Source organism: Vibrio cyclitrophicus (assembly GCA_023206055.1).
Classification (GTDB): Bacteria; Pseudomonadota; Gammaproteobacteria; order Enterobacterales; family Vibrionaceae; genus Vibrio; species Vibrio cyclitrophicus_A.
The window spans coordinates 435652-462285 of record CP065366.1 but is presented as its reverse complement, the minus strand read 5'-3'; the positions used below and the strand labels follow the sequence as shown (position 1 = coordinate 462285).

Annotated in this window: 18 protein-coding genes and 1 pseudogene; 2 read left to right on the top strand and 17 right to left on the bottom strand. The window is 44.1% G+C overall.

Annotation, left to right across the window (positions count from 1 at the left end; all coding sequences use genetic code 11):
• The first annotated feature begins 25 nt into the window (after positions 1-25).
• On the top strand, positions 26-1303 hold the full coding sequence (locus ITG09_02105) for a divalent metal cation transporter (protein ID UPR52465.1): 1278 nt from the start codon (positions 26-28) through the stop codon (positions 1301-1303).
• Positions 1304-1413: 110 nt separating this feature from the next.
• On the opposite strand, the gene rapA is transcribed toward ITG09_02105, so the two are convergent.
• Positions 1414-4323: an RNA polymerase-associated protein RapA gene (rapA, locus tag ITG09_02100; protein UPR52464.1), complete on the bottom strand. Its 2910-nt coding sequence runs from the start codon at positions 4321-4323 to the stop codon at positions 1414-1416.
• A 465-nt stretch (positions 4324-4788) separates the two neighbouring features.
• On the opposite strand from rapA, the gene ITG09_02095 reads away from it, so the two are divergent.
• Positions 4789-6168 (top strand): PhoH family protein, encoded by a 1380-nt coding sequence (locus tag ITG09_02095; GenBank protein UPR52463.1) that lies wholly within the window; start codon positions 4789-4791, stop codon positions 6166-6168.
• Between the two features lie 117 nt (positions 6169-6285).
• On the opposite strand, the gene tldD is transcribed toward ITG09_02095, so the two are convergent.
• From tldD to ITG09_02015, 16 genes and pseudogenes are all read right to left on the bottom strand, one after another.
• Complete coding sequence (gene tldD, locus ITG09_02090) at positions 6286-7731, bottom strand: metalloprotease TldD (GenBank protein UPR52462.1); 1446 nt, start codon at positions 7729-7731, stop codon at positions 6286-6288.
• A 19-nt stretch (positions 7732-7750) separates the two neighbouring features.
• Positions 7751-8563 (bottom strand): carbon-nitrogen hydrolase family protein, encoded by an 813-nt coding sequence (locus tag ITG09_02085; GenBank protein ID UPR52461.1) that lies wholly within the window; start codon positions 8561-8563, stop codon positions 7751-7753.
• A 74-nt stretch (positions 8564-8637) separates the two neighbouring features.
• Positions 8638-12510, bottom strand: a complete 3873-nt coding sequence (locus ITG09_02080; protein UPR52460.1) for a TIGR02099 family protein — start codon at positions 12508-12510, stop codon at positions 8638-8640.
• A gap of 10 nt (positions 12511-12520) precedes the next feature.
• Positions 12521-13990 carry a ribonuclease G gene (gene rng, locus ITG09_02075; GenBank protein UPR52459.1) on the bottom strand — a complete coding sequence of 490 codons (1470 nt, stop codon included), beginning with the start codon at positions 13988-13990 and terminating at the stop codon, positions 12521-12523.
• Positions 13991-14010: 20 nt separating this feature from the next.
• Positions 14011-14676, bottom strand: a complete 666-nt coding sequence (gene maf / locus ITG09_02070) for a septum formation protein Maf (GenBank protein ID UPR52458.1) — start codon at positions 14674-14676, stop codon at positions 14011-14013.
• A gap of 7 nt (positions 14677-14683) precedes the next feature.
• Positions 14684-15172 (bottom strand): rod shape-determining protein MreD, encoded by a 489-nt coding sequence (mreD, locus tag ITG09_02065; protein UPR52457.1) that lies wholly within the window; start codon positions 15170-15172, stop codon positions 14684-14686.
• Positions 15162-16049 carry a rod shape-determining protein MreC gene (gene mreC / locus ITG09_02060; protein UPR52456.1) on the bottom strand — a complete coding sequence of 296 codons (888 nt, stop codon included), beginning with the start codon at positions 16047-16049 and terminating at the stop codon, positions 15162-15164. Before mreC ends, mreD begins: the two co-directional genes overlap by 11 nt.
• 360 nt (positions 16050-16409) lie before the next feature.
• Positions 16410-17453, bottom strand: a complete 1044-nt coding sequence (locus tag ITG09_02055; GenBank protein ID UPR52455.1) for a rod shape-determining protein — start codon at positions 17451-17453, stop codon at positions 16410-16412.
• A gap of 150 nt (positions 17454-17603) precedes the next feature.
• A pseudogene (locus ITG09_02050) lies at positions 17604-22367 on the bottom strand (hypothetical protein).
• A gap of 221 nt (positions 22368-22588) precedes the next feature.
• Positions 22589-23026 carry an MSHA biogenesis protein MshP gene (locus tag ITG09_02045; protein UPR52454.1) on the bottom strand — a complete coding sequence of 146 codons (438 nt, stop codon included), beginning with the start codon at positions 23024-23026 and terminating at the stop codon, positions 22589-22591.
• Entirely contained in the window at positions 23016-23762 is a 747-nt protein-coding gene (locus ITG09_02040) for a prepilin-type N-terminal cleavage/methylation domain-containing protein (protein UPR52453.1), read from the bottom strand. Before ITG09_02040 ends, ITG09_02045 begins: the two co-directional genes overlap by 11 nt.
• On the bottom strand, positions 23762-24331 hold the full coding sequence (locus tag ITG09_02035) for a type II secretion system protein (GenBank protein ID UPR52452.1): 570 nt from the start codon (positions 24329-24331) through the stop codon (positions 23762-23764). Before ITG09_02035 ends, ITG09_02040 begins: the two co-directional genes overlap by 1 nt.
• Entirely contained in the window at positions 24328-24819 is a 492-nt protein-coding gene (locus ITG09_02030; GenBank protein ID UPR52451.1) for a prepilin-type N-terminal cleavage/methylation domain-containing protein, read from the bottom strand. Before ITG09_02030 ends, ITG09_02035 begins: the two co-directional genes overlap by 4 nt.
• Before the next feature lie 150 nt (positions 24820-24969).
• Positions 24970-25488, bottom strand: a complete 519-nt coding sequence (locus tag ITG09_02025) for a type II secretion system protein (protein ID UPR52450.1) — start codon at positions 25486-25488, stop codon at positions 24970-24972.
• 35 nt (positions 25489-25523) lie between these two features.
• Entirely contained in the window at positions 25524-26099 is a 576-nt protein-coding gene (locus ITG09_02020) for a prepilin-type N-terminal cleavage/methylation domain-containing protein (protein ID UPR52449.1), read from the bottom strand.
• Positions 26100-26178: 79 nt separating this feature from the next.
• Positions 26179-26634: an MSHA biogenesis protein MshF gene (locus tag ITG09_02015; GenBank protein UPR52448.1), complete on the bottom strand. Its 456-nt coding sequence runs from the start codon at positions 26632-26634 to the stop codon at positions 26179-26181.

Sequence of the window (26634 nt, the reverse complement as noted above, 5' to 3'; positions counted from 1 at the left end):
AGAAGTCAGCATCAAAGGAAAAATGATGGAAAGTACGGTTAAAACCACAACAACAAAAGCACAAACCTCTGCTCCCCTATCAACGTTAATTAAGTCTCTTGGCCCAGGTATCATGATGGCTGCAGCTGCTGTGGGAGGTTCACATTTAGTTGCATCTACTAAAGCTGGGGCGATATATGGCTGGCAACTTGCCGCTCTTATTATCCTAGTGAACCTATTTAAGTACCCGTTCTTTAAAGCCGGCATCCAATATACATTGGGAACGGGTCAAAGCTTGGTGGAAGGTTACTCTAACTTAGGTCGTCCTTACCTTGTGATCTTTTCTATTTTGAGTGCTATTTCGGCCGTTGTGAATACCGCAGCCTTACTGTTATTCAGTGCAAGCTTGCTTAGCTACTTTATTCCTTTTGATTTGGCTACCAGCACATTGTGCATGATCGTTTTAGCGACCTGTTTGATCATTCTGTTTGCTGGCCATTATCGTGCTCTCGATACACTATCTAAAGCGATCATGGCGATCTTGACCATCACAACCTTGGCTGCTGTTGCGATTGCTATTGGCTCTCCAGTCGAACCTGATGCTGCTTTTGTTCCACCGTCGCCTTGGTCATTGGCTGCTATCGGCTTTATCGTGGTAACCATGGGTTGGATGCCAGCTCCTATCGAGATCTCAAGCATCACCTCTATGTGGCTAAAAAGCCAAAAAGAGAAACAAGAGGTGACCGCTCAATCAGCACTGTTCGATTTCAATGTAGGCTACATTGGCACAGCGTTGCTTGCTCTGGTATTCGTTGCTTTAGGTGCACTGGTACTTCACGGAACTGGTGTTGAACTGTCTCGCTCTGGTGTTGGCTTCACCCATCAATTGGTCGGTATCTACGCTTCTACAATTGGTGAATGGTCTCGTCCATTAATCGCTCTGATCGCCTTCTTCTGTATTTTTGGCAGCACCATTACCGTTATCGACGGTTATTCACGCGTGCTTGCTGAGTCACAACGTCTATTGCTTAAAAAAGAAAGCAGCCCAAAAATGCTACAGGGTTGGATCGTCATCGTCTCTCTCGCAGCACTTTCCATCGTGATGTTCTTCAGTGCAGCACTGATGCCAATGCTTGATTTTGCGATGGTGCTAGCGTTTGCGACCACGCCATTCTTCGCATTGCTTAACTTCATCTTAGTAAGTAAAACAAAGCTTCCAAAAGCGCTGGCGATTGGCACTAAGCTAAAATGGTTGTCTGTGGCAGGTCTGGCTTACCTATTTGGCTTCTTAGCCGTATTTATTTGGTGGAAATGGTTAATGTAATTCCTTTGCCAGAACATCTCTCAACAACCGATACAGCTTTCAAACGCTAGATAAAAAGAAGGCCTTCATCATGAAGGCCTTCTTTTGTTAAAGCATTTACTAATTCAAAACTAGTTGTGAGAAACCACAATCAAACGTAGTGAATCTAATTGAACTTGAGCTTTGCTGATATAACCTGTCAGTTCATTGATTTGAGCTTCGATAACCTCTAGCTCTTCATCACGAATATTAGGGTTCACGGCTTTAAGCGCTTGTAGACGCTCTAATTCACCGTTCAGGTTAGTCTGCATGTCTCGTTGAGCCTGTTCACGCACTTCTTCCACTTTAGGAATCACGTGCGTCTCACCGGCTTCAATTAGCTTGTGAATCTCACCTTGTACCGAGTTCACTAGCTTGCTTGCTAAGTGACGGTTTACCGGGCTTAATTGACGGTTAAAGCTATCGAACTCAACCTGAGCTGACAAGTCATTACCACGGCCGTCCATCATTAAACGAATTGGCGTCTTAGGTAAGAACTGGCTGATACCGCTACGTTTCGGCGCTTGCGCATCCACAAGGTAAACCAACTCAAGTAGAATTGTACCGACTGGCAGCGCTTTGTTTTTCAATAGCGATACCGCTGATGCACCAACACCTTCACTCAGTAGCAGATCAATACCGCCCTGAATCATTGGGTGTTCCCAGCTAATGAAGTTCATGTCTTCACGAGAAAGCGCTGTTTCACGGTCAAACGTGATCGTTGCACCTTCATAAGGTAAGCCAGGGTAGCTTGGCACCATCATGTGCTCAGACGGTGTTACAACCAGTGCATTTTCACCTTTGTCGTCTTGGTTCAAACCAATCGTGTCGAACAGGCTCAGTGCAAACGTTACTAGGTTAGTATCGCCGTCAGTCGACGCAATCTTTTCGGCAATCTCATGCGCTTTGTCGCCGCCATTTGAATGCATTTCTAGTAGGCGATCTCGGCCCTTTTCTAGATCTGATTTCAGGCTTTGGTTTAGCTTCGCTGACTCTTCAATCACTTCATCCAATTGCTCTGTGTTACCAGAAGCCAGCATCTCGATCAGTACATCAGAATACTTATCGTAAACCGTGCGACCGGTTGGGCAAGTCTCTGCAAACGCATTCAAACCTTCATCGAACCAACGCGCTAGAATCGCTTGTGATGTACCTTTTAGGTAAGGAACATGAATGTCGATATCTCGAAGCTGACCGATACGGTCCAAACGACCAATACGTTGCTCAAGCAAGTCTGGGTTGAACGGTAGATCGAACATCACAAGTTGGTTAGCGAACTGGAAGTTGCGACCTTCAGAGCCGATTTCACTACAGATAAGCACCTGAGCACCGCCCTCTTCTTGAGCAAAGTAAGCCGCAGCTTTATCTCGCTCTAGAATCGACATGCCTTCGTGGAATACCGTTGCACGCACGCCTTCACGCTCACGCAGTGCTTGCTCTAATTGAAGAGCTGTACTCGCACGCGAAGCGATCACTAGGATCTTTTCGCTGCGCTTGTCTTGGATCTTTTCAATCAACCAGTTAACGCGTGAATCGAACTGCCACCAGCTTGAGTCTTCACCTTCAAACTCTTGGAAGATCTCTTCTGGGTACAGCATCTTCATCGCACGAGCTTCAGGAGCCATCTTGCCGCCGATCATGCCAGATACGCGCATCGACGTTGTGTACTGCGTTGGAATTTCCATCGGCAGCAGGTTTACATTACGCTTAGGGAAGCCTTTGATTGCAGCACGTGTGTTTCTGAATAGAACACGACCTGTACCATGGCGATCCATAAGGTTATCAATCAATTCTTGACGAGCTAACGCTTGCTCTTCTTCGCTACTATCACCTTCAATGATGCGGAACAAAGGCTCTACATCTTGCTCAGAAAGTAGCTCTGTAATCTGGTTCTTCGCGCTGTTTTCAAGCTTCACGCCGGAGAACAATGCCGTTACCGCATCAGCAACCGGTGCATATTGGTCTTCTTCTTCAACGAATGCTTCGTAATCGTAGAAGCGATCAGGATCAAGCAGACGCAGACGCGCAAAGTGGCTCTCACGACCAAGCTGTTCAGGGGTCGCTGTCAGTAGCAGTACGCCAGAGGTGTTTTCAGAGAGGCCTTCAACCACTTGATATTCACGGCTTGGCTTATCTTGGCTCCACTCAAGGTGGTGCGCTTCATCGACAACCAACAAGTCCCACTCGCCTTCAAGGGCTTGTTCGTAGCGCTTGCGGCTCTTACGTAGGAAATCCAAAGAACACAGAACATATTGTTGTGTATCGAATGGGTTATCTGACTCTGCAAAGGCTTCAATACAACGCTCTTCGTCAAAGATAGAGAAGTGCAGATTGAAACGGCGCATCATCTCTACTAACCATTGGTGTTGCAGAGTTTCAGGCACCACAATCAGAATACGTTCAGCACGGCCAGACAACACCTGTTGGTGAATGATCATGCCTGCTTCAATGGTTTTACCTAGGCCAACTTCATCAGCTAGTAAAACGCGCGGAGCGTGACGACGACCCACTTCATGAGCAATGTACAACTGATGAGGAATCAAGCCAGCACGCATACCACACAGGCCGCGCATTGGGCTTTTATGCTGTTGATATTGGTTGCTTAAAGCACGGTAACGCAAGACAAAGTTATCCATGCGATCAATTTGACCTGCATACAATTTATCTTGCGGTTTATTAAAACGAATTTGGTTACTTAAGAAGATTTCTCGTAGAGCCACATCCGCTTCCTGAGTATCTTCACGAGTACCCATGTAAGTCAGAATGCCTTTATCTTCGATCACTTGCTCAACCGATAAAGACCAACCCTCTTGGCACTCGATGACGTCGCCGACATTAAACGTTACTCGGGTTACGGGAGCATCAGTACGTGCATAGACACGGTTTTCTTCTGATGCTGCAAACATTAGTGTCACTGTTCGAGCATCCATTGCTACAACGGTACCTAAACCTAAATCGCTCTCCGTATCGCTTATCCAGCGTTGCCCCAAAGCAAATGTCATGAATCGACTACCTCAATCTTATAGTTGGAATTTGGTCATTTGAACTGCAATTTAAACAAGAGCGTTATCGCTCCTGCATTAAAAATATAGCCAAAAATGCCTAGTTTGCAGCCACTTTTTAAGTGCGCTCTCGATAATAAATATCTCAAGAAAATGGTGCAGAAAAAGGTCGCTAATATTACTCGATGCTGTGATTTAGGTCACGCCTAAAGGCGATGATTTCACACTTTTTTTCTGTTTTCGCCAATGCAATCAAACTGTCAAAAAATCATGGTTAATCTATAGGTAGCAGATTGCTGCTCTTAAATGAACACGCCATATTCACTCACAACGATATGTCGATATTCCTCTAGATGAAGTTTAGGTAAGTAGTTGACTATCACCAGAATGAGCTACTAATCTTTATATGAGCTTTATCTACGTTCAATGAATGCAAAGCAAGCCGCACGTCGGCAAGGAGATGCTATGGGCGAGACCAACCGGAAGCTATTTGTTTTAGACACCAATATCCTACTTCACGAACCCTTCGCTATATTTTCTTTCCAAGAGCACGATGTCGTTATCCCCATGACAGTGCTAGAAGAACTCGACAGAATCAAAGACAGTAAAAGAGACGTTGCTCGAGATGCGAGAATTGCGATTCGAACGCTCGAAGACCTATTCAGGGAAGCAACACCAGACCAAATATCGGAAGGCATTCCATTTTCTAAAGACATTAACGCCTCTGGTAGTATTTCAATACTCGCAGATTACGAACTTCAAGAAAGCATCAAAGCCTTCGCTGATGACAAGGCAGGCGATAACCGAATCCTCAACGCAGTCCTCTATCTTCAAAATAAACGCGCGCCACGCGAAGTGGTTCTGATCACCAAAGACATCAACATGCGTTTGCGAGCTAAAGGCGCCGGTGTCCGTTTTGTTGAAGACTATCAAACCGACCAACTGATTGATGATATCCAATACCTCACCAAAGGCTTCCAACAACTGGAAGGATCGTTTTGGGATGGTATCGATAATGTCGAGAGCAGAAGCCTAGGCGGTAAGACGCTGCATACCTTAGCAAGAGCGCCGTTCGAGCCAACCTTCCTCAACCAATATGTGATTGATGAAGAAAGTGACTTTGCTGCTCGAGTTGAGGAGATTGAGCCGGAAAGCATTACCCTGAGAGACCTCAGCCGAGAAAGGCTGATGAATCGCAGAGCATGGGACATCACACCAAAGAACGTCTATCAAGGCATGGCGATAGATGCCCTACTCGACCCGGATATTGACCTTGTAATCCTCACTGGTGCGGCAGGTAGTGGTAAGACACTATTAGCCATGGCCGCTGCCCTTGAACAAACCATTGAACGTAAGCAGTTCGATAAGATCATCGTAACCCGAAACACGCCAGACATTGGTGAGTCGATTGGCTTCCTCCCAGGTACCGAAGAAGAGAAGATGCTACCTTGGCTGGCCGCGGTAACCGATACACTCGAAGCGCTGCACAAGAATGACCATTGCACCGAAGGGTCAATGAAATACATCTGTGATAAAGCCAACATCCAGTTCAAATCGATAAACTTTATGCGTGGCCGTTCAATCCAAAATGCCTTTGTGCTTCTCGATGAGTGTCAGAACCTCACCGCATCACAAATCAAAACCATCATCACCCGTTGTGGTGAAGGCACTAAGATCGTCTGCTCAGGAAACCTAGCGCAGATAGATTCTTCCTACCTAACCCCTGTCACCTCGGGCTTAACCTACATGGTTGAACGTTTTAAAAACTTCGAAGGCAGTGCCAATATCCACCTCAATGGCGTGGTACGCAGCCGACTGGCTGAGTTTGCTGAAGAAAACATGTAGCGACTCATACACTCACCAAATCAGTAATCTAAAAACAAAAAGCGCCTCACATTGGAGGCGCTTTCAATTTATTTTATAGCGAGGGATTTTGAAAATAACTCGCGCAGCTGACCTGAATTACTCAGTACCACCAACCGTTAGCGAGTCTAGTTTCAATGTTGGTTGACCAACACCGACTGGCACGCTTTGGCCAGCCTTACCACACACACCCACACCGCGGTCGATGCTTAGGTCGTTACCAACCATAGATACTTGCTGCATCGCTTCGATACCAGAACCGATCAGCGTTGCACCCTTCACTGGGTGAGTGATCTTACCGTTTTCAATCATGTACGCTTCAGAAGCCGAGAATACAAACTTACCAGAAGTAATATCAACCTGACCGCCGCCGAAGTTTGGCGCATAGATGCCTCTTTCAACCGTTGAGATAATCTCTTCAGGAGTATGTTCACCCGGTAGCATGTAGGTGTTAGTCATACGTGGCATTGGAAGATGCGCGTAAGACTCACGACGACCGTTACCCGTAGGCGCGACACCCATTAGACGAGCATTGAGCTTGTCTTGCATGTAACCCTTTAGGATGCCGTTTTCGATTAACGTGTTGTACTGACCGTTAACACCTTCATCATCCACGTTCAATGAACCACGAAGATCAGTCAATGTACCATCATCAACAATCGTACATAGGCTTGAAGTAACTTGCTCGCCAACTTTACCCGAGAATACTGACGACTCTTTACGGTTGAAGTCACCTTCTAGACCATGACCTACCGCTTCGTGCAGTAGAACGCCCGGCCAACCAGAACCAAGAACCACAGGCATTGCACCAGCAGGCGCAGCAACCGCTTCAAGGTTAACAAGCGCTTGACGAATCGCTTCATCAGCAAACTGATAAGCAACTTGAGTGCCTTTGTCATCGCTTAGAAAGAAGTCGTAACCAAAACGGCCACCACCACCAGCACTACCACGCTCACGGCGATCGCCTTTCTGAGCAAGTACACTGATTGATAGACGAACAAGCGGACGAATATCGCCTGCGTAAGTTCCATCAGTCGCAGCAACCAGCATCTGCTCATGCACACCGCTTAGGCTTACCGATACTTCAGTCACCATCGGCTCTTTAGTGCGAATGTAAGCATCTAATGATTTTAGTAATTCTGTTTTCTGCTGTTTTTCCCAGCTCGCTAGCGGGTTAACTGCATCATAATAAGTTTGGTTCGAGTTACGCTTGAATGCATGAACCTTGCCGTTTTGACCTTGCTTCGCGATACCACGAGCAGCAATCGCGCTCTGCTTAAGGCCATCCAATTGGATTTGGTCAGAGTAAGCAAAACCGGTCTTTTCGCCAGATACCGCGCGAACACCAACACCGCAATCGATATTGAAAGAGCCGTCTTTAATAATGCTGTCTTCTAGCACTAAAGATTCGTGCCAGCTTGACTGAAAGTAGATATCAGCATAATCAATTTGGCGGGTAGCAATGCTCGCCAATGTATCTGCGATATTTTGCTCCGTAAGCCCTGTCGGGTTCAGTAGCGCTTCTTCAATTTGATTAATGCTCATAAATGGCTCTTGTTTGTAATTAAAATTGATTGGTAAATCGAGAGTGTTGCGTAATTGGCATATTTTGCCTAATGGACTCGCAACTGGATGTGTCTATCTCAACCACCATACTTTTAGGATCTTGGTCTAACTGTGCGACCACTTGTCCCCATGGATCAACCACCATTGAGTGTCCCCATGTTTCTCTTTGGCAAGGGTGTTTTCCACCTTGACCTACCGCGACAATCCACGACTGTGTTTCAATCGCGCGGCATCTTAATAATGCTTCCCAGTGCGCTTGACCCGTTACCGCTGTAAAAGCCGCAGGAACTACAATGATTTGTGCACCTTGCTTGCGTAACTCTGAATACAAGTGTGGAAAGCGCACATCATAACAAATACTCAAACCTAAGCGACCAAAAGGCGTTTCCGCTGTCACAACTTGGTTGCCCGGAGTAAAAATATCCGACTCTCGATAGCACTTATGGGCATCGGCGACATCTACGTCAAACATGTGTAGCTTGTCGTAATGAGCCACTAAACTGCCAAAATCGTCAATCACCAAGGTTGTGGTCGTCACGCCGTTAGCTGTGCTTATCGGCATACTACCAATGACGATCCAAATTCTCTGAAGCTTTGCTAACTCAGAGATTTTCTTTTGCAATGGGCCATCATTTAGAGGCTCAGCATACTGGTGATAGTCGGCTTTACTGCCAAAGACTAACGCGTTTTCAGGACACACAACCCACTTAGCCCCCGACTCTTTGCACTTTGCTACCTCTTGAACAAGGTACTCAAAGTTCAATTCAGGACTAGGGCCAGATGTCATTTGAATCAACCCAACACAATCCATGTGTATCGCTCCTCCATTCATTATGATTCAGAAATCAGCATTTCACCGTATATTCGCTGACTAGGGTCTAAGGCCTATTCGGCTAATTTTCTCAGCTTATCTGGTAGCTGGAACTCACCGGAGCTACGTGAAAGCTCGCTCACCGTTGGTGAATCCAATGGCCCTTTCACCGAGTAATTAACTTGGGTAAAGACTTCAACCACTGGCGAAATCACCGTGGTCACCGCCAATACGTACAGCGCCGTTTGAGGGGTTACCGCAAAGGCCGTTAATACGGGAATACCCGAGGTAATATCTGGGGTGAAGTTCACCTCAGCGTCGACCTGACGCGTATTAAGGTTAGCGATACCTTTGATCTTCATTTCACCGGCCACCGCATCCATATTCAGGTCGTTGGTTAGGAAGATACCGTTTTGGATCTCGCCCGTACCAGTGATGCTGTTGAATGCCATGCCTTTGTCAAACACGTCAGAGAAGTCGAGCTGCATCTTACGGATGATCGAATCCAAGCTAAACAAACCTAGCAATCGAGCCGCACCACTCACATCTGAGATAATGCCTTTGCCAAACTTAGTTTTAACGTTGCCATCAAGGGTATCCATTTTGATTCCCCAAGGTGAACCATCCCAATTCAGTTGACCTTCCAATGCAAATGGCGCTTTTTGAATACCGGAAGTAATACCGAAGCGTTCCATTAGCTCACTGTTATTTTCACCCTCAACATCAACCGTTAGCGCGGAATGACTCTTGTCTCCGTCCAGCTCCCACCAGCCACTGACATCCGCTTTGTTACCGCCGCTTCGAACCTGAATTTTGTTCCACTCAATACGATCTTCGTTCCTAGCCATTTCAACATCAACCTTGCCAACCTTGTAACCTTGCAGCCAAAAGTCGTTCAACGTTAACTTCAGGTTCGGCATCGCATCGTGGATCTCTCGATCCAAATCAGAGATCAATGGTGCTTCTTGCGCTTTACGTTGCAGCAGTTGTTCTTGGTTTTTCTGATCGCTCCACTCTGGAACAAACAAATGCAGGCGATCTAATGAAACCGTTAAATCGTAAGGAGGTAGATAATTAATGTCTCCTTCTATCTCTTGGCTCGAAACTTCCATTTGCCATGCTTGTTTGTTTTTACGAGCACTAAAATCGACATCATTCCAAGAGATACCACCCAAGATCAGCTCTTTACTTTCGAAGGTCACACGACTTGGCGCAGGGATGGTTGGCGTATTCATTTGGCTCAGCACAGCTGTTGAAGGCTTTACTGGTTCCATCACAACCGATAGCCAATCATCGGCATTGAATTTATCAGTACGAATCAATGCGTGATGACCTACAACAGGACTAATTTTGTAGCCACCACGACCAAGAACTAAATTAGTCGCTGTTAGTTCAGGAACATCACCCGTGATATCAATTTCAGCTTGGTACTTGGTGTTTGGCAATTGCAGGCGCGCGGTAATCGCCTCTTGGTTACCTGATGCTTGTAATCTTGCCGATCCACTTTCTAACGATTTTTTCGCCAATGGATATGGATAATCACTTGCTAAGTATTTAAGATCTGACTGTAAATCCAGTTGGTAAGTAAACCCTATGTCGTTGAGTTGGATATCAATCTGACTTTGCCATTGAGCATGCCCAGACAAACGACTTAGCCATTGGTCACCAATGTAAGGTTCTAGAGGTTTAACATCCCAATCTCCTAACACGTCAATATCGACAGCATAGCCAGGACCATCATTCAGGCCTTTAAAATCAATGGATATACCTTGATTAAGCAGATCAGCTGCGAGGCCATTTGCCGTCACTACATCATTATCAAACTCGATACGGCCCGTGGTGTTCTCAAGCACAATCGGCGGCGCTTCAATTTCGACATGGTTACCACTTAAGTCAGCATAACCCCATGCTCTTGCTTCTTTTTCAGAATCAAACGGAATATTTAGCTGAAACTCAGAAGAGACATCACCACTGACTTGAAGTGCGGTCAACGCGGCGCCTACCGAGCCCACTAATGGCGAAGACGTCATGTAATCGCGTACTGCGTTGCCAGATGCCGTTGCTTTAGCTTCTATCTCAATATGGCCGCCTTCCCCTAGATAAGGAATACGTCCAGTGATTCGGTCGGCTGTCACATCCATCAGTTGAGCTGAGCGAGAATCTAGATGCATCGCGTCATTTTCAAATAGCAGATCAAGCTGAAGGTCAGTGATCAATGGCCAAGCGGTATCAAAGCTGAATTTCGCATTTTCTAATCCAACCAAAACCTGAAAAACACCATCATGATTGGTATACGGATATTGAGCTAATTCACCATGCCAAAGTAATTTAACGGTGTCGGCTTTACCCGCTTGAATCGCAGTGGAAAGGTAATCGGTTAAGTCTTGGCCAAGTGCCAATGTCGGTAAATAACGCCAGGTTTCACCCACATTGTAAGCGTCCGCTTCACCATAAAAAGAAAGGTAAGGGCTTGCGTCATTTGGAAAGTCTAAACGAAATGCGCCCAGAACTTGTAAATCTGGCGTTGCTGCCGTGATTTTATCCGACCAAAGCTTCCAACCGTTTTCATCCTGCTGCCAAACAATGTCAACCTGACCTTGTTTGATATTCAGAGGCGCTTGGAAAACATCGCCATAAGGAAACACATCATCAATAACATGTAAGCTGGCTTTCGCTTCTGATGCAGAACCAAACACACTGCCTGACACTTGGCTAAAGCCTGGGACCAACTCCCACTGCTCAATAGCCATATCAGAAAAACTCGCAGAATAACGTAAGCTTTCGATGCCTGAATCCATGGAGACGCGAATATCAGAAACCAAACCGCCTGGAGCCAACGAATTAATCATTTGAGTGGATTGCTCGGAATCCGGCAACAACTTAATCAACGGAGTAATAGTTGTAATATCCAACTCAGAAACGTTGAGTTGCCACGGACCTTTGTTCCACTTGAATGCAACATCGAGTTCTGGCCAAGGTGTGTCATCGGTTCTTAAATTAAGTGAGTGACCATTTACTTGCCAACCATCATCAGTCGGAGACAGCTTAAAGACACCAGACTCAAGCATGAGGTCATGCTCGCCATCTTCGTTCCACGTCAATTCTGAGGGTAAAACCTCAACATAAGCGCTTACCGGTTTGCTATTTCGTAGCGTAAGCCAACTATTTAAGCTCACAGTACCCGTTTCAATGCCGGATTCCGCCTGCATATAACGAGTTAACCAAGGTTTAACCGAGATGCTGTCCGCACTGACATAAAACTCGCCCGTCATATCAGTTAACGAGCCACCATCAATAAAGTTAGCACTCACTGACAAAGAGTTGAGATTGGCATCTTTAATACTCACCACACCTTCCGCAAGGTGATGTTTACCTGAGTTTTGCCATTTCAGAGTTTCAATATCAAGCTGACGTTCTTCATCGGAGATAGTGCGATATAAAAGAGTGGAATCTTTAGCGGTCACATCCACCAAAGTTTTCAGAAGTAAGTTATCAAGCTCTTGTATCACTCGCTTGGAAGAGCCGGGATCTTTAGGCTCGTCTTTGCCATCTTGTCCGGCAAACAGATCAATTGAGCGGATATCAAGATACATTTGATTCATGACCAAGTCGGCAACAACCGGACGCATCTGCACAACCGATTGAATTAAGTCAAACTCGACTTCAACACGCTCAACAGAAAAGGACACATTCTCTGCATTAGGAAGGCTAGCTTTTACGCCTTGCAGAGCAATAGAGGGGTGAGTGTTACGCCAAAAACCGCCCACATCTTGAATCGAAAAGTCAAAACCGGAATGTTGGTTTACCCAAAGCTCAATTTCAGATTGATACTTGTTTAAATTGGGTAAGGCTACACGCAGTGTAGTAACAGCAATGGCTAGCGTTACTAAGAGAGTAACCACTAACCATAAACATGCACGTAGAATCAGAGTAACGCTTGAGCTCACAAAATTTCCATTACATCATAACAACATCAAACTGCTCTTGTATGTACAGAGGCTCAGCCTGGATTTTAACTTGCTTACCAATAAAGACTTCAAGCTCCGCAAGCGCATGGGATTCATCGCCCTCTAACGCCTCAGCTACGGCAGCTGCCGCATAGACCACAAATTTATCGGCGTCGTACGCACGATTCACTCGAGTGATCTCTCGAAGAATTTCATAACAAACGGTTTCAACTGTCTTCACACTGCCACGGCCTTCACAAGCAGGACAGCTTGAACACAGGATATGCTCAATACTTTCACGAGTACGTTTACGAGTCATCTCAACCAAACCAAGCTGCGTGAAGCCATTAATATTGGTTTTCACACGGTCTTTATCTAGCGCAGCCTCTAAAGAAGTTAGTACTCGCTTACGATGTTCCTCAGATAACATATCAATAAAATCGATAATGATGATGCCACCCAAGTTACGCAGACGCAGCTGACGAGCAATCGCCTGAGTCGCTTCTACGTTAGTATTGAAAATCGTCTCTTCTAGATTACGACGACCAACAAACGCGCCAGTGTTGATATCAACAGTGGTCATCGCTTCCGTTTGGTCGATGATCAAATACCCACCAGACTTTAATTCGACCTTACGATCCAATGAACGCTGAATTTCGTTCTCGGTATCGTACATATCAAAGATAGGCTTATCACCTTCATACAATTCAAGCTTATCTGTAAGCTCAGGCACGTATTCAGAGGTAAACTCTTTTAGGTTTTCATATTCTAGACGAGAATCGACCTGAATCTTACTCAACTCAGTACCAACGAAGTCACGCAAGATACGTTGACTTAAGCAAAGCTCACCATACAAACGAGTACGCGCTTTATGCTTACCACGACGCTCTAATACTTTTAACCATAGTCGCTTTAAGAATGCGGCATCTTGTGCCAACTCATTTGAGTCTGCACCTTCTGCGGCAGTACGAATGATAAAGCCACCATGTTCGTCACAGTAACGAGACACGACTTTTTTAAGACGGTTACGTTCAGACTCGCTGTCGATACGTTGAGAAACGCCAACATGGCTTGCGCCCGGCATAAAGACCAGATAACGAGACGGTAGTGTGATATCAGTGGTTAAGCGGGCACCTTTAGTACCAAGAGGGTCTTTGACCACTTGCACCACAATGTCTTGCCCTTGACGAACAAGCTCTGAAATATCACGAACCTGAAATTGCTTCTTTTCGTTTTCAGCGACACATTCAGTGTGTGGGACAATATCAGAGGCGTGTAGAAAAGCTGCTTTTTCAAGGCCTATATCCACAAAAGCCGCCTGCATTCCCGGAAGAACACGGCTTACACGTCCTTTATAGATATTTCCTACGATACCGCGTCGAGCATCTCGTTCGACATGGATCTCTTGAAGAGCCCCCCCTTCAATCATGGCCACACGAGTTTCACTCGGGGTCACGTTCAGCAACAATTCAGCACTCATGGTGCACCTCAGATTAGTAATTATAAGAATTCTTGCAGTAGCTGGTCCGTTTCAAATAAAGGTAAGCCGACAACGGCGTAATAACTACCTTCGATTCGGGTAACAAAGCGTCCGCCCAAACCTTGGATCCCATAGCTACCGGCTTTATCGCATGGCTCCCCTGTTTGCCAGTATTGTTCTATTTCTTTTTCACTGAGGGGTTTAAACCATACGTCGGTAATAATGATTTCTGTTCTTTGTTTTTCTTCTGAAACCACAGAGACCGCCGTCATCACTTGGTGACGTTCATTCGCTAACTGAGTAAGCATACGCTTAGAGTCAGCAAAGTCGGTAGGTTTCTCGAGCACTTGCCCTTTGCTTACGACGACTGTGTCAGAACCCAGAACCACTGTTTCAGATTCAAGAGAAATAGCATCAGAGCTAAGAGCTGCAATATCAGAACCAAGATCTACAGTATCAGAACTAGGAACGACATGCTGCCTTTCAGAAGGGTTATCTTTCAATAAAGACAACGCAGCTAAGGCTTTATCTAAAGATAGTCGCTTAACATATTCTTCGGCGGTTTCTTGATCGTGTTTACACTCTTCAACATCGGTTACGAGGACAGAAAAATCATAACCAAGTTGAGAGAGCAACTCTTTGCGGCGTGGCGAACCGGATGCCAAAACTAAATGTTTCTTTTCCATCGTCACGCTACCTCACATGCCAATGGCGACGCACGCGTCTCATCAACAAAAACATCCACGGCCAAAGTATACAGTTTATCAATGCGCTCCATAACGATAACGGATTGAAAACAACATCTTGGATCAAATATTCACCAAAGAAGATCAACACCTCAAACAACACCGTTAACGCGGCAATGATCATCGCTTGCTGCCATAACGCCATATTACGAATGACGAGGAAGTTCATCGCAATAATGTACATCACTATTGCCATCATCATACCTCTAATGCCTAAAGTAGAGCCGATCAAAAGATCCCACAATAAGCCTAGAATCAAAGCGCTACCCACGTTAACACGGTGCGGTAGAGCTAAAACCCAGTAACACGTAACTAGCAGTAACCAAGATGGTCTAAATAGATCTAAGCTACCAGGCCAAGGAATCGTCTGCAGAATAAGTGCGACCAAAAATGAGCAGAAAATTACTACCTTGCTTCTCAAAACGCTATTGGCCATCTTCGCCCTCTAACAATGCTTGTTCTATGCTGGATTGATCCGCTTGCATCTGTTTGTTTTCATCAGGCCATACAAGCAGCAAGTATCTGAGCTTATCGAACTCAACGACAGGCTCTGCTTTAATAACAGCGAATTCACGTTTCGGGTCGTAATCAACGGCACTAACATAGGCGACTGGATAACCTTCTGGATATACACCGCCAAGACCCGATGTCACCAACAGATCTTCTTCTTGTATATCGGTACTGGTTGGAATGTGCTCTAACTGGATCTCATCAATCATGCCATTGCCTGAAGCAATAACGCGGATATCATTGCGAATAACTTGCACGGGAATCGCATTGTTTGCATCAGTTAATAGCAGAACTCGACTATTATGAGCAGCAACGAAAGTGACTTGACCGACAATGCCTTTTTCGTTGATCACAGGTTGACCTTCATACACCCCATCAATCTGACCTTTATCGATCACGACTTGATGACGATATGGTGAAGTGTCTACCGCCATAACTTCTGTGACGACTTTCTTCTCATCACGGATAAACGGAGACCCTAATAGCTTACGAAGGCGCTTGTTTTCTTCTTGGTATTGCTCAAGCAGAATCAGCTCGCTTTTCAGACGCAAGACTTCTCGTTTAATATTATGATTGGATTCGATTAGGCCTTTACGAGTACTAAAACGGTCGTAGACACCATCGAACATAGTGCGAGGTAAGTTGGCTGCGTATTGAATAGGGGCAACCATGCTGTTCAATAGATAGCGGACATTTGAGAAAGCATCTAAACGACTATCAGCCAGCATAAGGCTGGCTGATAAAATTACAGCAAAAAACAGGCGCAATTGTAGAGAGGGACCTCTACCAAAAATTGGCTTCATTCTATATTTGGTCCTAGAGCTACATTTGACCCTATAGACAAGGTCCTAGGCTCTTTACATAAAAATAGATAAGAAAAGGGCCTAACACTAGGGCGTGTTGACCTTTCGCGGTTAAATTTTGTTCGAGATAAAAGCGTTTTAATCGAGGCGAGGGAGAAGTAGCCTAGTCATTCTAAGCAAATCTCCCTCAACAAAGAGTAAAACGCTTTTAGCCGAGCCCTTCGGGCAGCGTTTGCTGGTCATTTCTACTACGTTATCGGCTTCTCATGTAGGCTAGCTACACATCAAAGCCTCTGTCTTGTATAAATACCCAGCAACTCGCTGCAAAAATCAGCTCGCAAGATCAACACGCCCTAGATATTATTCTTCGCTGAACAGGTCGCCGCCGTGCATGTCGATCATCTCTAGCGCTTTACCGCCACCCAGAGCAACACACGTTAATGGCTCTTCTGCAACAACAACAGGGATACCTGTTTCTTCCGTTAGCAGACGATCAAGGTCTTTAAGCAGTGCACCACCACCAGTCAGTACCATACCGTTTTCTGAGATATCAGAAGCAAGCTCTGGCGGACATTGTTCTAGTGCAACCATAACAGCAGATACTATACCTGATAGCGGCTCTTGAAGCGCTTCAAGGATTTCGTTTGAGTTTAGGCTAAAGCTACGAGGCACACCTTCTGCAAGGTTACGACCACGCACTTCGATCTCTTGTACTTCATCGCCAGGGTAAGCTGAACCGATTTCGTGTTTGATCTTTTCTGCCGTTGCTTCACCAATCAAGCTACCGTAGTTACGACGAACGTAGTTGATGATAGCTTCATCAAAACGGTCACCACCGATACGAACAGAAGAAGAGTAAACCACACCATTTAATGAGATAACCGCAACTTCAGTAGTACCACCACCGATATCAACCACCATTGAACCTGTTGGCTCAGAAACACGCAGGCCAGCACCAATCGCCGCAGCCATTGGCTCATCGATTAGGTAAACCTCACGAGCACCAGCGCCTAGCGCTGACTCACGGATGGCACGACGCTCAACCTGTGTTGAACCACAAGGAACGCAAACCAAGACACGAGGGCTTGGTTTAAGAACACTGTTGTCATGCACTTGCTTAATAAAGTGCTGAAGCATTTTTTCCGTTACGTAAAAGTCGGCAATTACGCCGTCTTTCATTGGACGGATCGCTGAAATGTTACCTGGCGTACGACCAAGCATTTGCTTAGCAGCATGACCAACAGCAGCGACACTCTTTGCAGACCCTGTACGATCTTGGCGAATAGCGACAACTGAAGGCTCATCAAGAACAATGCCTTGGCCTTTTACATATATAAGGGTATTGGCAGTACCTAAATCAATCGATAGGTCGTTTGAAAACATGCCACGAAGTTTTTTAAACATATTCTTCGCTCATCCTGCAAGAATTAGAAGACAAAAATTGCACTAAATGTACCAATGCCTTGCTGTCACGGCAAGGCATTGAAGTATAAACATGGACTGAAACCCGCAATTTCTTACAGATTCCTAACTTAAGGGGCAAAAATTATATTTTTACTGACCTGTTAAACCGCTTTCACCTCGGTAGATCACACGATCGTTACCGCGGTAGATGCCAAATGTGACGACGGTGGAGGGATCTTGCTCTCCATTTGCCTCATCCGAAACTTTATCGCTATTCCAATCGTATCTGAGCCATGGAGTATCATCCATGCTTTGCCACAACTGGACTTGCTCACGGATACTTACGCTTTCGCCTTGAGAAGCCTTCAGGTTACGAGATTCTCCATCAGAGACTTGACCGCCATTAGCGAGTGTCACTGTCGTGGTAAGACTACCGTCTTCTGACCAAATAACATCGCTAGCGCTCGTGGATGCATCAACACGTGTAGTGCTATCATCGTCATTCAGAACAAAGCGCTTACGGCTGGAATCCCAATACTCAGCTCTTAATGGAATAGCAATAGTTGTATCTGAGTTACCACCAACATCGTCTAGATCTATTCGACCAAAGCGGATATCGGGTTCTTTTAAGAGCTGGTCACCATCATTCCAAAACTCAACAGGATCAACGTTATCTTCAACAGCTAGCCTAATATCTGTAGTCTCTCCAGAAGTTCCTTCATTAAGATTATATGGCCCATCTTCATACTCTATTCCGGTATCTGCCTTAGTTAAACAGAAACTACTGCTTCCCCCACATTCCCCAGACAGATTAACTGAAAAGCGACCAATACTCTGATTCGCTCCACTCCAAGCCCCATCACCAAAGCTTGGTGAGATTAGGCGAGTTGACAGCTCACTCTCATATAAAGAAAAACTCGTTTTTAACTTTGGATCAAAATATTGGTAATTGTGCACAGGTTGAGGCTCTTCAGCTCCACCATTAATCGATATTTCTTTGGATAAAGCTTGAACGTCAAAGCTCACTTGTTCAAAGTTTTGGTTCATATAATTGAATATTTGGACACCAGAATAGTTCCAATTTTGGTCGATAACTTGGAAATATTTAGGATAAAAACGTCCAATAGACTTATTGCCAGAAAAGCCACCTAAGATTGAACCATAAAAACTACCAGTCTCTGTCGCAACAAAGTTAAAGCTACCCACTTCTGAGTATTTTAAACTTTCAAATTTATAGCCTTTGTTAGACTGATCATTCGATGAAATTTGTTTAGCTAGCTGAGTCTCAGGGGTTAAATCACCTAACTTAGCGTCAGGATAAACCGTAATTAGAGGTGTATCTAAAGTCGTTGTAACTTCCACGCTTGCTGTCGACTTAAAGTAGTTGTACGTCAACAAGTTATCATCGCCACAAACAGAAGACGAGTTAGTATATTTTATTGGGCGAGCGTAGACATCAAACGCCTCACCGACGGCAACAAATGCTGCCCCACTACTGCTGTTCCCATCAGAGTTATTATCCGTACAGATCGCAAATTGCCACGGGCGAGAATAAATAGAAAAGCTCCCTTCTAAATCGTAACTCCCATCATCAGGACAACCAGCGAAACCAGTACAATCAAAACTGCTGTCTTTTAAAGTGACGTTGAAAAGCCCTGACTCAGAGATAGTTAAGTCAGTTGAAGCGCTGCCTTTTTTGAATTCAGGTAAGTAAGTTAACGTTCCATCAGAGCCATTCCAAGAATTATCCAGCTCATGAGTAATGGTTACTTGCTTCTCGGCTTCTCCTACATAGTTTTCGGCAACTACAATAGAGTCACCTAGGTCACAGGCTAAAACTTTAGTTACCGTAGGAGTAGCTTGCCCCGCAATAACGTCAAGGCGATTTATTGGACTATTGCCATCCACTAAAGAGAATTTAAATGGTACGAACTTGAACTGGCTTTCTACCTCTTTGCCAGAGTCATCCACTAATGTTGCAGTGAGTGTGTAATCTGAGTCAAAATCGATGTTGGCAGTCTCTTTAGCGACAACTTTTAAAGTTAATTCACCATCGTCATTTGAAACATAATTAGGGTATACACCGGTACCGGAACCTTGCAGAACAGAAACGTCGAATTCATTAGCATCTGGCGTAATACCTACGGTAACACCTAGACTTTCTCCCACACCATTGTTAGAGGTATTAATAGTAAAATGAGGGGAATCGTCGCCACACATCAAAGCTAAGTCGGTCGCGGGAGATATATCTATCTCGTAATCATCGCTTGGTAACATACAAGATGTTGCCGCAGAAATAAGTGATTGACCTGACATATGAACACTCTCAGCAGCAACCCCGCCATAAATTCTGGCGTCATTACTAATTCTTACAGGTTGTTCACTATACAATAAGCCGACAAATGTGCTTGGCTTCGTTGAACTATTGCTATTGATATTCACACTATTGGAATTCGATTCCAATACATTGACACGCAAATAAGTATCGGCCTCTAGAGTTGGTTTATCAACGACCCTGCTATCAATAGGGACACCGAAAAACGCTCGGTTATTAAGTTGGAGTTCATTGGTGAAAATCGTAACGGAATCACCGCTCTTGACTTGTACCTCTCCATCTTCCCAGACATTGATGGATCCTATTTTATATTTACCTGCTTCTATCGTTACTATTCCACCAATATTCAAGGTTTGGTATTCGTAAATTGGTTGGCCGTCGCTGTCAGTCAAAGGTAAGGTTAGCGTATCTCCAGTACCAACATTGACAGAAACAGTTAGGTTATCAGGCATATCCTCTAACAGTTCTTTAGGTACCATCAAGTCGTCTAAGCCACCACACGCTAAACCATCACAAGCACCACCGGTTGACCAATTTGTACCGTCAGTCACCCAGTCGTCATCAAAGCCGAGATACCTCCGATTTCCATCTTTAAAAGAACCAATAACGCGAGAGGAATTATAAGCTTCGAATGCTCCGATAGTTCCATCGGTTCGAATCCAAGTTTGGACTGGACTTTTGTTATTAAAGCCATCACAAATACCAAGTTCGTTTGGTCGATCAAACATAAAAAAACCAACATCTTCTGCTATATGTGAGCGTTCGCTGTCCTTATCCATGTCTTCTTCAACAATAAAGTAAACTTCATCTTCAGTAACATGACAACGACGAACCCAACCACCGTTATTACCACTTCTTGAGTTTTTATTTGCAATTAGAATTGGTGGGGCGTCAAAATTAGCGTCGGAAATACTGGTTGATTCCTCACAACCAATTTCTATTGGGGAAATGACTTTTTCATTAAGCGTGGTAGTGACTCGAGTCTCTCCACTTCCTAAAAAGAAGCGAGCACCTTGAGTAATGCCTGAACCTTCACCAGCAACAAAAGCGACTTTCTCTGGTTCACTAATGTCGTTATTGTTGATGACTTCAGATTTTTCAAGGGCTAAATAAAAGCGTTCAGTATTCACACCTCTTGCCATACCCGTAAACCAAGCTGAGCTATTATTTTTGGTTTGCGGTTGAACAAGCACACCTGGAATATTTGAGAAAGTACTTAGACCAAAATCTTCAAATTTAATAAGATCAGCATTATTTCTTTCATTACTAATTTGTGAAGCTGCAGTATTTGTTTCCACTAAGCCCGCGACAATTCGTCCTTTTCCGTTCCCAAGAGAAATCACCCCTTCTTGAATAACGAAATAATCGATGTTAAGTGAATTTAAATCTTCATCACTCAGCATTGGAGCATCAAGGTATGTCGTATTGCTGGTATTACGTTTAGCGCTCGGTGCAATCTCTTGTACTACAGTTGCAGAGGTCAAACTTGTTCCAATAACAGAAGCTGTTGAGGGTAACTCTGTAGTTCTCGCGCTCAAAACTGATAGATTGGCATCAATGGTCGGCATAACAAACACCAAAGGAACCGTGGTGTAAGTTTTGTCGAATTCCAATGTGCAAGACACTCTTTGTCTATCTGCATCATCGTTAGTACCAGGTTCGATAATGCGACAATTGTCTTTGGTTAAGGTCCCAAATTCAAATTGAGGATTTTGGTTGATTGGAGGCTCAGTAGAATCGCAAGCATCAACAGGATAGGTGCGGTGTAGGCAAGTGCCATGAACTATGCTGTTATCATTGAAGTTAATGGTTGCCCAACCATTATCAGGAGTAGAAGCGGTGGCATCTCCCATAATGGCTGTATTGCCTGATAAATCAATATCAGAGTTGATCGACGTGACATTTCCTTGAACGGTACTATTGGTTAAATCAAGTTCGTAAACAGTATCAGCATTACCGCCAATAAACGCATCAGTTGCGGTTATTTTTTGTGCAGAAGCATCACCACCAATCGAAGAATCATCTATTATTATCGAGTCAGTAGATGCTGCTTTTGCATAGCCTCCAATACTTGAGTCGTTAGTCAAATTTATTGATTGAGCTTCTGCATATCCCGTTATAGAAGAGTTATCTGCAAATAACGCAAATTCAACATTAGTGTTTCCTCCTACTGACGCATCTGTCAACGCTAGAGATTGAGCTTTTATATCACCAGTAACTGATGAGTCCTCGACCGTCGCACCATCCACGATCTGAACGTCACCACCAATACTAGAACCATTACTCAAGTCGAATGACCCTCCTCCAGAAACATCACTTCCTATACTGGTAGCGATGATCGTAATGCCGTAACTCGCATCGACATTCCCATGAATAGAAGAGTTTGATAACGATAGAGTTCCAGCACCAAGGATGCTTCCAGGAAGAGTGACTTCCGAGAGCGAAGATTCCCCCCCACCAGCACCAGATAAAGTAGTTGTACCCTCATTACCAGAAGAAGAAACAACCGGTTTAAATTCTGTATTTGTTATATTAAAAGTCTGGTCAGCTTTAACAACACTATTATCATAAAGATTAATAGTGTTATTACGTGAAGAAAAAATCCCGTGACATCGATACTCTCTAGCCCACTCAGAACCATTTATAGATATCGGCGCTTGTCCTCCTCCATTATATGTACATAACTGTTTAAAGTCAGATTCAAGCTCTAAGTTGTAAGTTGCGCCATAAGATAACGAAGAAGTAAGTAAAGTAGTTAATAACAAAAAAAACTGAAATTGTTTAACCATAAATTTCTTTATCATAGCTCTACTTCCCTCACCCAAACTTCTTGAATACGTTGCACTTGGTTGATACCTGAACCACAAATGGCTGTTGATTCAATTTTGAAAAAACCAACGCCATCTAAAGTTCCAATCTGATTACAAGTTAATTCTCCGACAGTACAGATAGTCGACATACCAGCACTCACTTGGTTGGCATTTAAGGTGTTACATACAGTGTTCACACTAGTGGAAATCGCAGGTGATACCGTCAGAGGGTAAACTTGAGCAAGTGCCCACTCATTAGCAGAATGCGCGAGCAACCAGGCTTGTGTGCCAAGTTGTTTACGCGTCAAGGTATCGTGATTTGACCACTGAACTTGTACTAAGGAAGTTGCAAGGAAACCCATCACCACAATAACAAACACTGCGACGACCAAAACACTACCTTGTTGAGATGATTTTCTATGGCGCATTGAGTACCTGCACATCTTGTTGGTAAACACTTACTTCACTGTTTTGCTCGAGCACAAGATCGATGTGAATTACACCACCTCTTTGTAAGCTTGGATCTTCATAGCGGAAGTTACTTTGAGCATAATTAATGCTATCCGCAACGGTGACTCCATTTCGTTGGATTAGGCCTTGATTCTGAACAGTATCATTCACTAAACAATAACTCACCGGGTTACTACCATCATAAATATAATGGCGTTGAGCAATTGACTGACTACTCAAACTTACCGAAGAAGCGGTGAACACATTATTTATCGAAGCTAAACCAGAGACTGAAATCCGCTTAATGGAATCCTCTCCAAACTCGGAGTTATTGGTTGGGTTAATAATTAGGAAATCGTCTGCGCTGAATGTTGGAGAGTCTTGTCCAATTATGAAATTCAAATCGTTTGTCGCTTCATCAAAGTGATAAAAACCTGAATATTTAATAGCATAGAATACTAGACATTTTTGAGCATAGGACGAAGCCGACGCTGGAATAATACTCGAATCAAAACTATTGGGAGTCGCATGGCTTATCTCTCGCGACATTTTTTCAACAACAAATTGACCTTTTACTTGTACTTTTTGACGATCGATAGTCTCAACATAGCCTTTCATTCCATATTCAACAAAACCGGCAATTGCGAGGCCAATGACGGCAACCACAACAATGGTTACGATCATCTCTATCAAAGTAAAACCACGTTGTTTCATTAGTAGTTCCCCTTGTAAGCAACCAAGCTATAACGGTTGTTACCACCAAAGATCTGTAATTCAACGCGCTTCATCGTTCCAGTTATATTGTCGTTAAGCCCATCCATGTTTTGGTCATAAAACACCAAGACCTCAACACGGAAATTGACATAACTGTCTTCGATATTTTCATCTAGGATATTAGCAAGCGGATACTTCGTCGATGATACACAAGCTGACTCAGTGGTATCGGTATACCAACAACCAATATAGTCATCGACATCATTAAAAGCAGCGGGCGCAGCCTCTGAACCATCCACTCCCAGTTCATTGGGTGCAGAACAAGTCGCTGCTCCCGCATCGCCACAGCGAATCAAACCACCATCAAAATCACTGTGTTCATCAAAACCACGTGCCAATATTTGGTTCATCAAACTTTGACCTAAGGCTACGGAGCGGTTTTGATATTGTGGGTCGGCCGAACTTGCCACTTGAGGTGCTAAAAAACTGCTAATTGTGACCATCGCAATACCCAGTACGATAATCACAATAATGCTCTCTATGAGAGTAAAACCACGTACGCGAATCATAGACACGCCCCTTCACGCACATAACCTTGAGAATTGATACACACCTGAGCGCTATTGCTAGTAGTGGTTGAGTTAATCGTGATGCTAACTCCAGCGCTCACTGAAGGGTTCCCTAATAAGTCAAATTCGACAATGGTATTCGGAGAAGAAAATGAAATATCTGATTCACGAACATAATCACTACGTGCATCAGCTTGTGATTTCTGAGTGCTGTTCGATAAATTTAAACTGCAAGCGGTTACTGAACCTAAACAGTCACCATTAATAGCAAGGCGAAAGCTATCATTAGCAGCGGAAACATTCGATTGCATTCGATTGACTTGAATTTGGCGAATTACGGAGATGGCTTGCTCTTGTGCAGTAAAAGTGGAATAGCTAGAGGTACCAGTGAAGCGGCTCGCGGCAAAAGTTGAAATAATACCGAGGATAATGATAACGATGATCAGCTCTACCAGAGTAAAGCCTTTGGGTATGGGGCTGTTATCCATAATGAGCCTCTAACTGCCAAGCGAATACTGATTATACAAGATAACGAAGCTTACGCTCTTATGTATATGAATAGTTTTAATATTTATGAGCGATAGAAAAAAAAAGGCCGACAAAGGCCGGCCTGAATTCTAGATAATATTCACTGGGGATTATAAGCCACAGTTTCCATCAGCACCATCAACAATCAATACAGTCGCAGGCGTATTCGCATCAATAGCTGCTGTATACTGAACACATTGCACAGTGTATCCGTCTATACCAATGTCAATAGTAGTATTTGTAGGGTCAGTTGCATCATCTTCAGAGCTATCTAAAACCACGAACTCATTTGATACATCTAAGGTTTGCATGATACCGCCTTGGTTAGCAGTTTCATCGTTAACCGCAACAGGATAACCAAAACTATGTGCTATACCTTCAACTACAGTACCTGGATTATCAGTATCAGTAAAAGCGGTATATGTTGTAGCTTCAATGCCGTTGATTGCCGCTTTACCATAAGAGATCCCCATGGCTCCTGCTACAGCCCCACGTAAGCCCTCTAATGTTGCAGTGCGAGCATCATCTTGCAGGTTCAAGAAACGTGGTGCCGCAGTTACAGCAAGAATACCTAGAATAACAATTACAACCACTAGTTCGATTAGGGTGAAACCGCCTTGTCTTTTCATAGTTAAGCTCTCTCTATGTTTAATTTTACGCAGACTTACTGCAAAGTTACGGTCACACGACCAGTTTTAATTTCGTAAACAAATTCGTGCTCGGTACTGCCTTCTAATTGAACGTAAGTACACGTTGCATCACCTGAATTCGCTTGCGCTGAATATTTGTAATTTGAGTCATTATCGACATCTGAAACCGCACCTATTTTAGGTGGATTTTGCAGCAAGTTTTCCATCAACTCAGAGCATGTTTCATCTGAAATATCTTGTGGCGCAGTGCCAGAATCGTTATTCAGAGTCCACGGATAGCCGTCTCGAAAATCAGTATCGACGTTGTTACTGTTCTTTGATCTCGTTAACCAAAAATCAACACCATCATAATTTACAGTATTGTATGTTTCAACACCTATCTTCTCTGATGGCCTAGCTTCTGCTTCCCACTGTGCTCTTGCCGAGAGTACTGCTGTCGCAAAACCACCAGCAACGCCTTCAATGCTTGATTTCTTGGCTTCATCTGTCACATCTAAAAAGCGAGGTAGGGCGGCAACCGCCAATAAACCAACAACCACGATCACTATGACTAATTCGACAAGGGAGAAACCCTTTTGATTCTTAAGCATTTTCTACCTACTCATCTAATTATTAACGCGCATTATACATTCGTGCTCGTATAAAACCATAAAAAAACTGTCAATATTTTCACAAAGCCAAAATATTGGCTCTTACACTAAACCTTTCCTTTTCGAGTAATATATCTACCTGATATTTATCAGTATAATGATAACTACAGTGAAAGTGTATGTTATCACTTTTATCCTCAACACTTGGAGAACTTAGTCCTAAAATGCCCCTTTGAGGATATAATTGATCCAGCCAATAGTTACAGTCTCGCTTCGTACCTAGGATAGGCATTACCCATCCAGTTCTGCTGTAGATCTTTGGGGGTTCCGAGCCTTCTTCTTGCCCAGCACCCGATAGCAAATACTGTTGTTTGAATAAATTGGCTTGCTCTAAAATCCGCTTGCTCGCGACGATAAATGCCGTGTTAGTCGCTTCATCTTCTACAGTTTTGAATGCCGAAAGCACACCAACAATAAGAAAAAGAATAACCACAGTCCAAATAACAAAACGTGAGCGTTGTAGGTTATTTAGCAT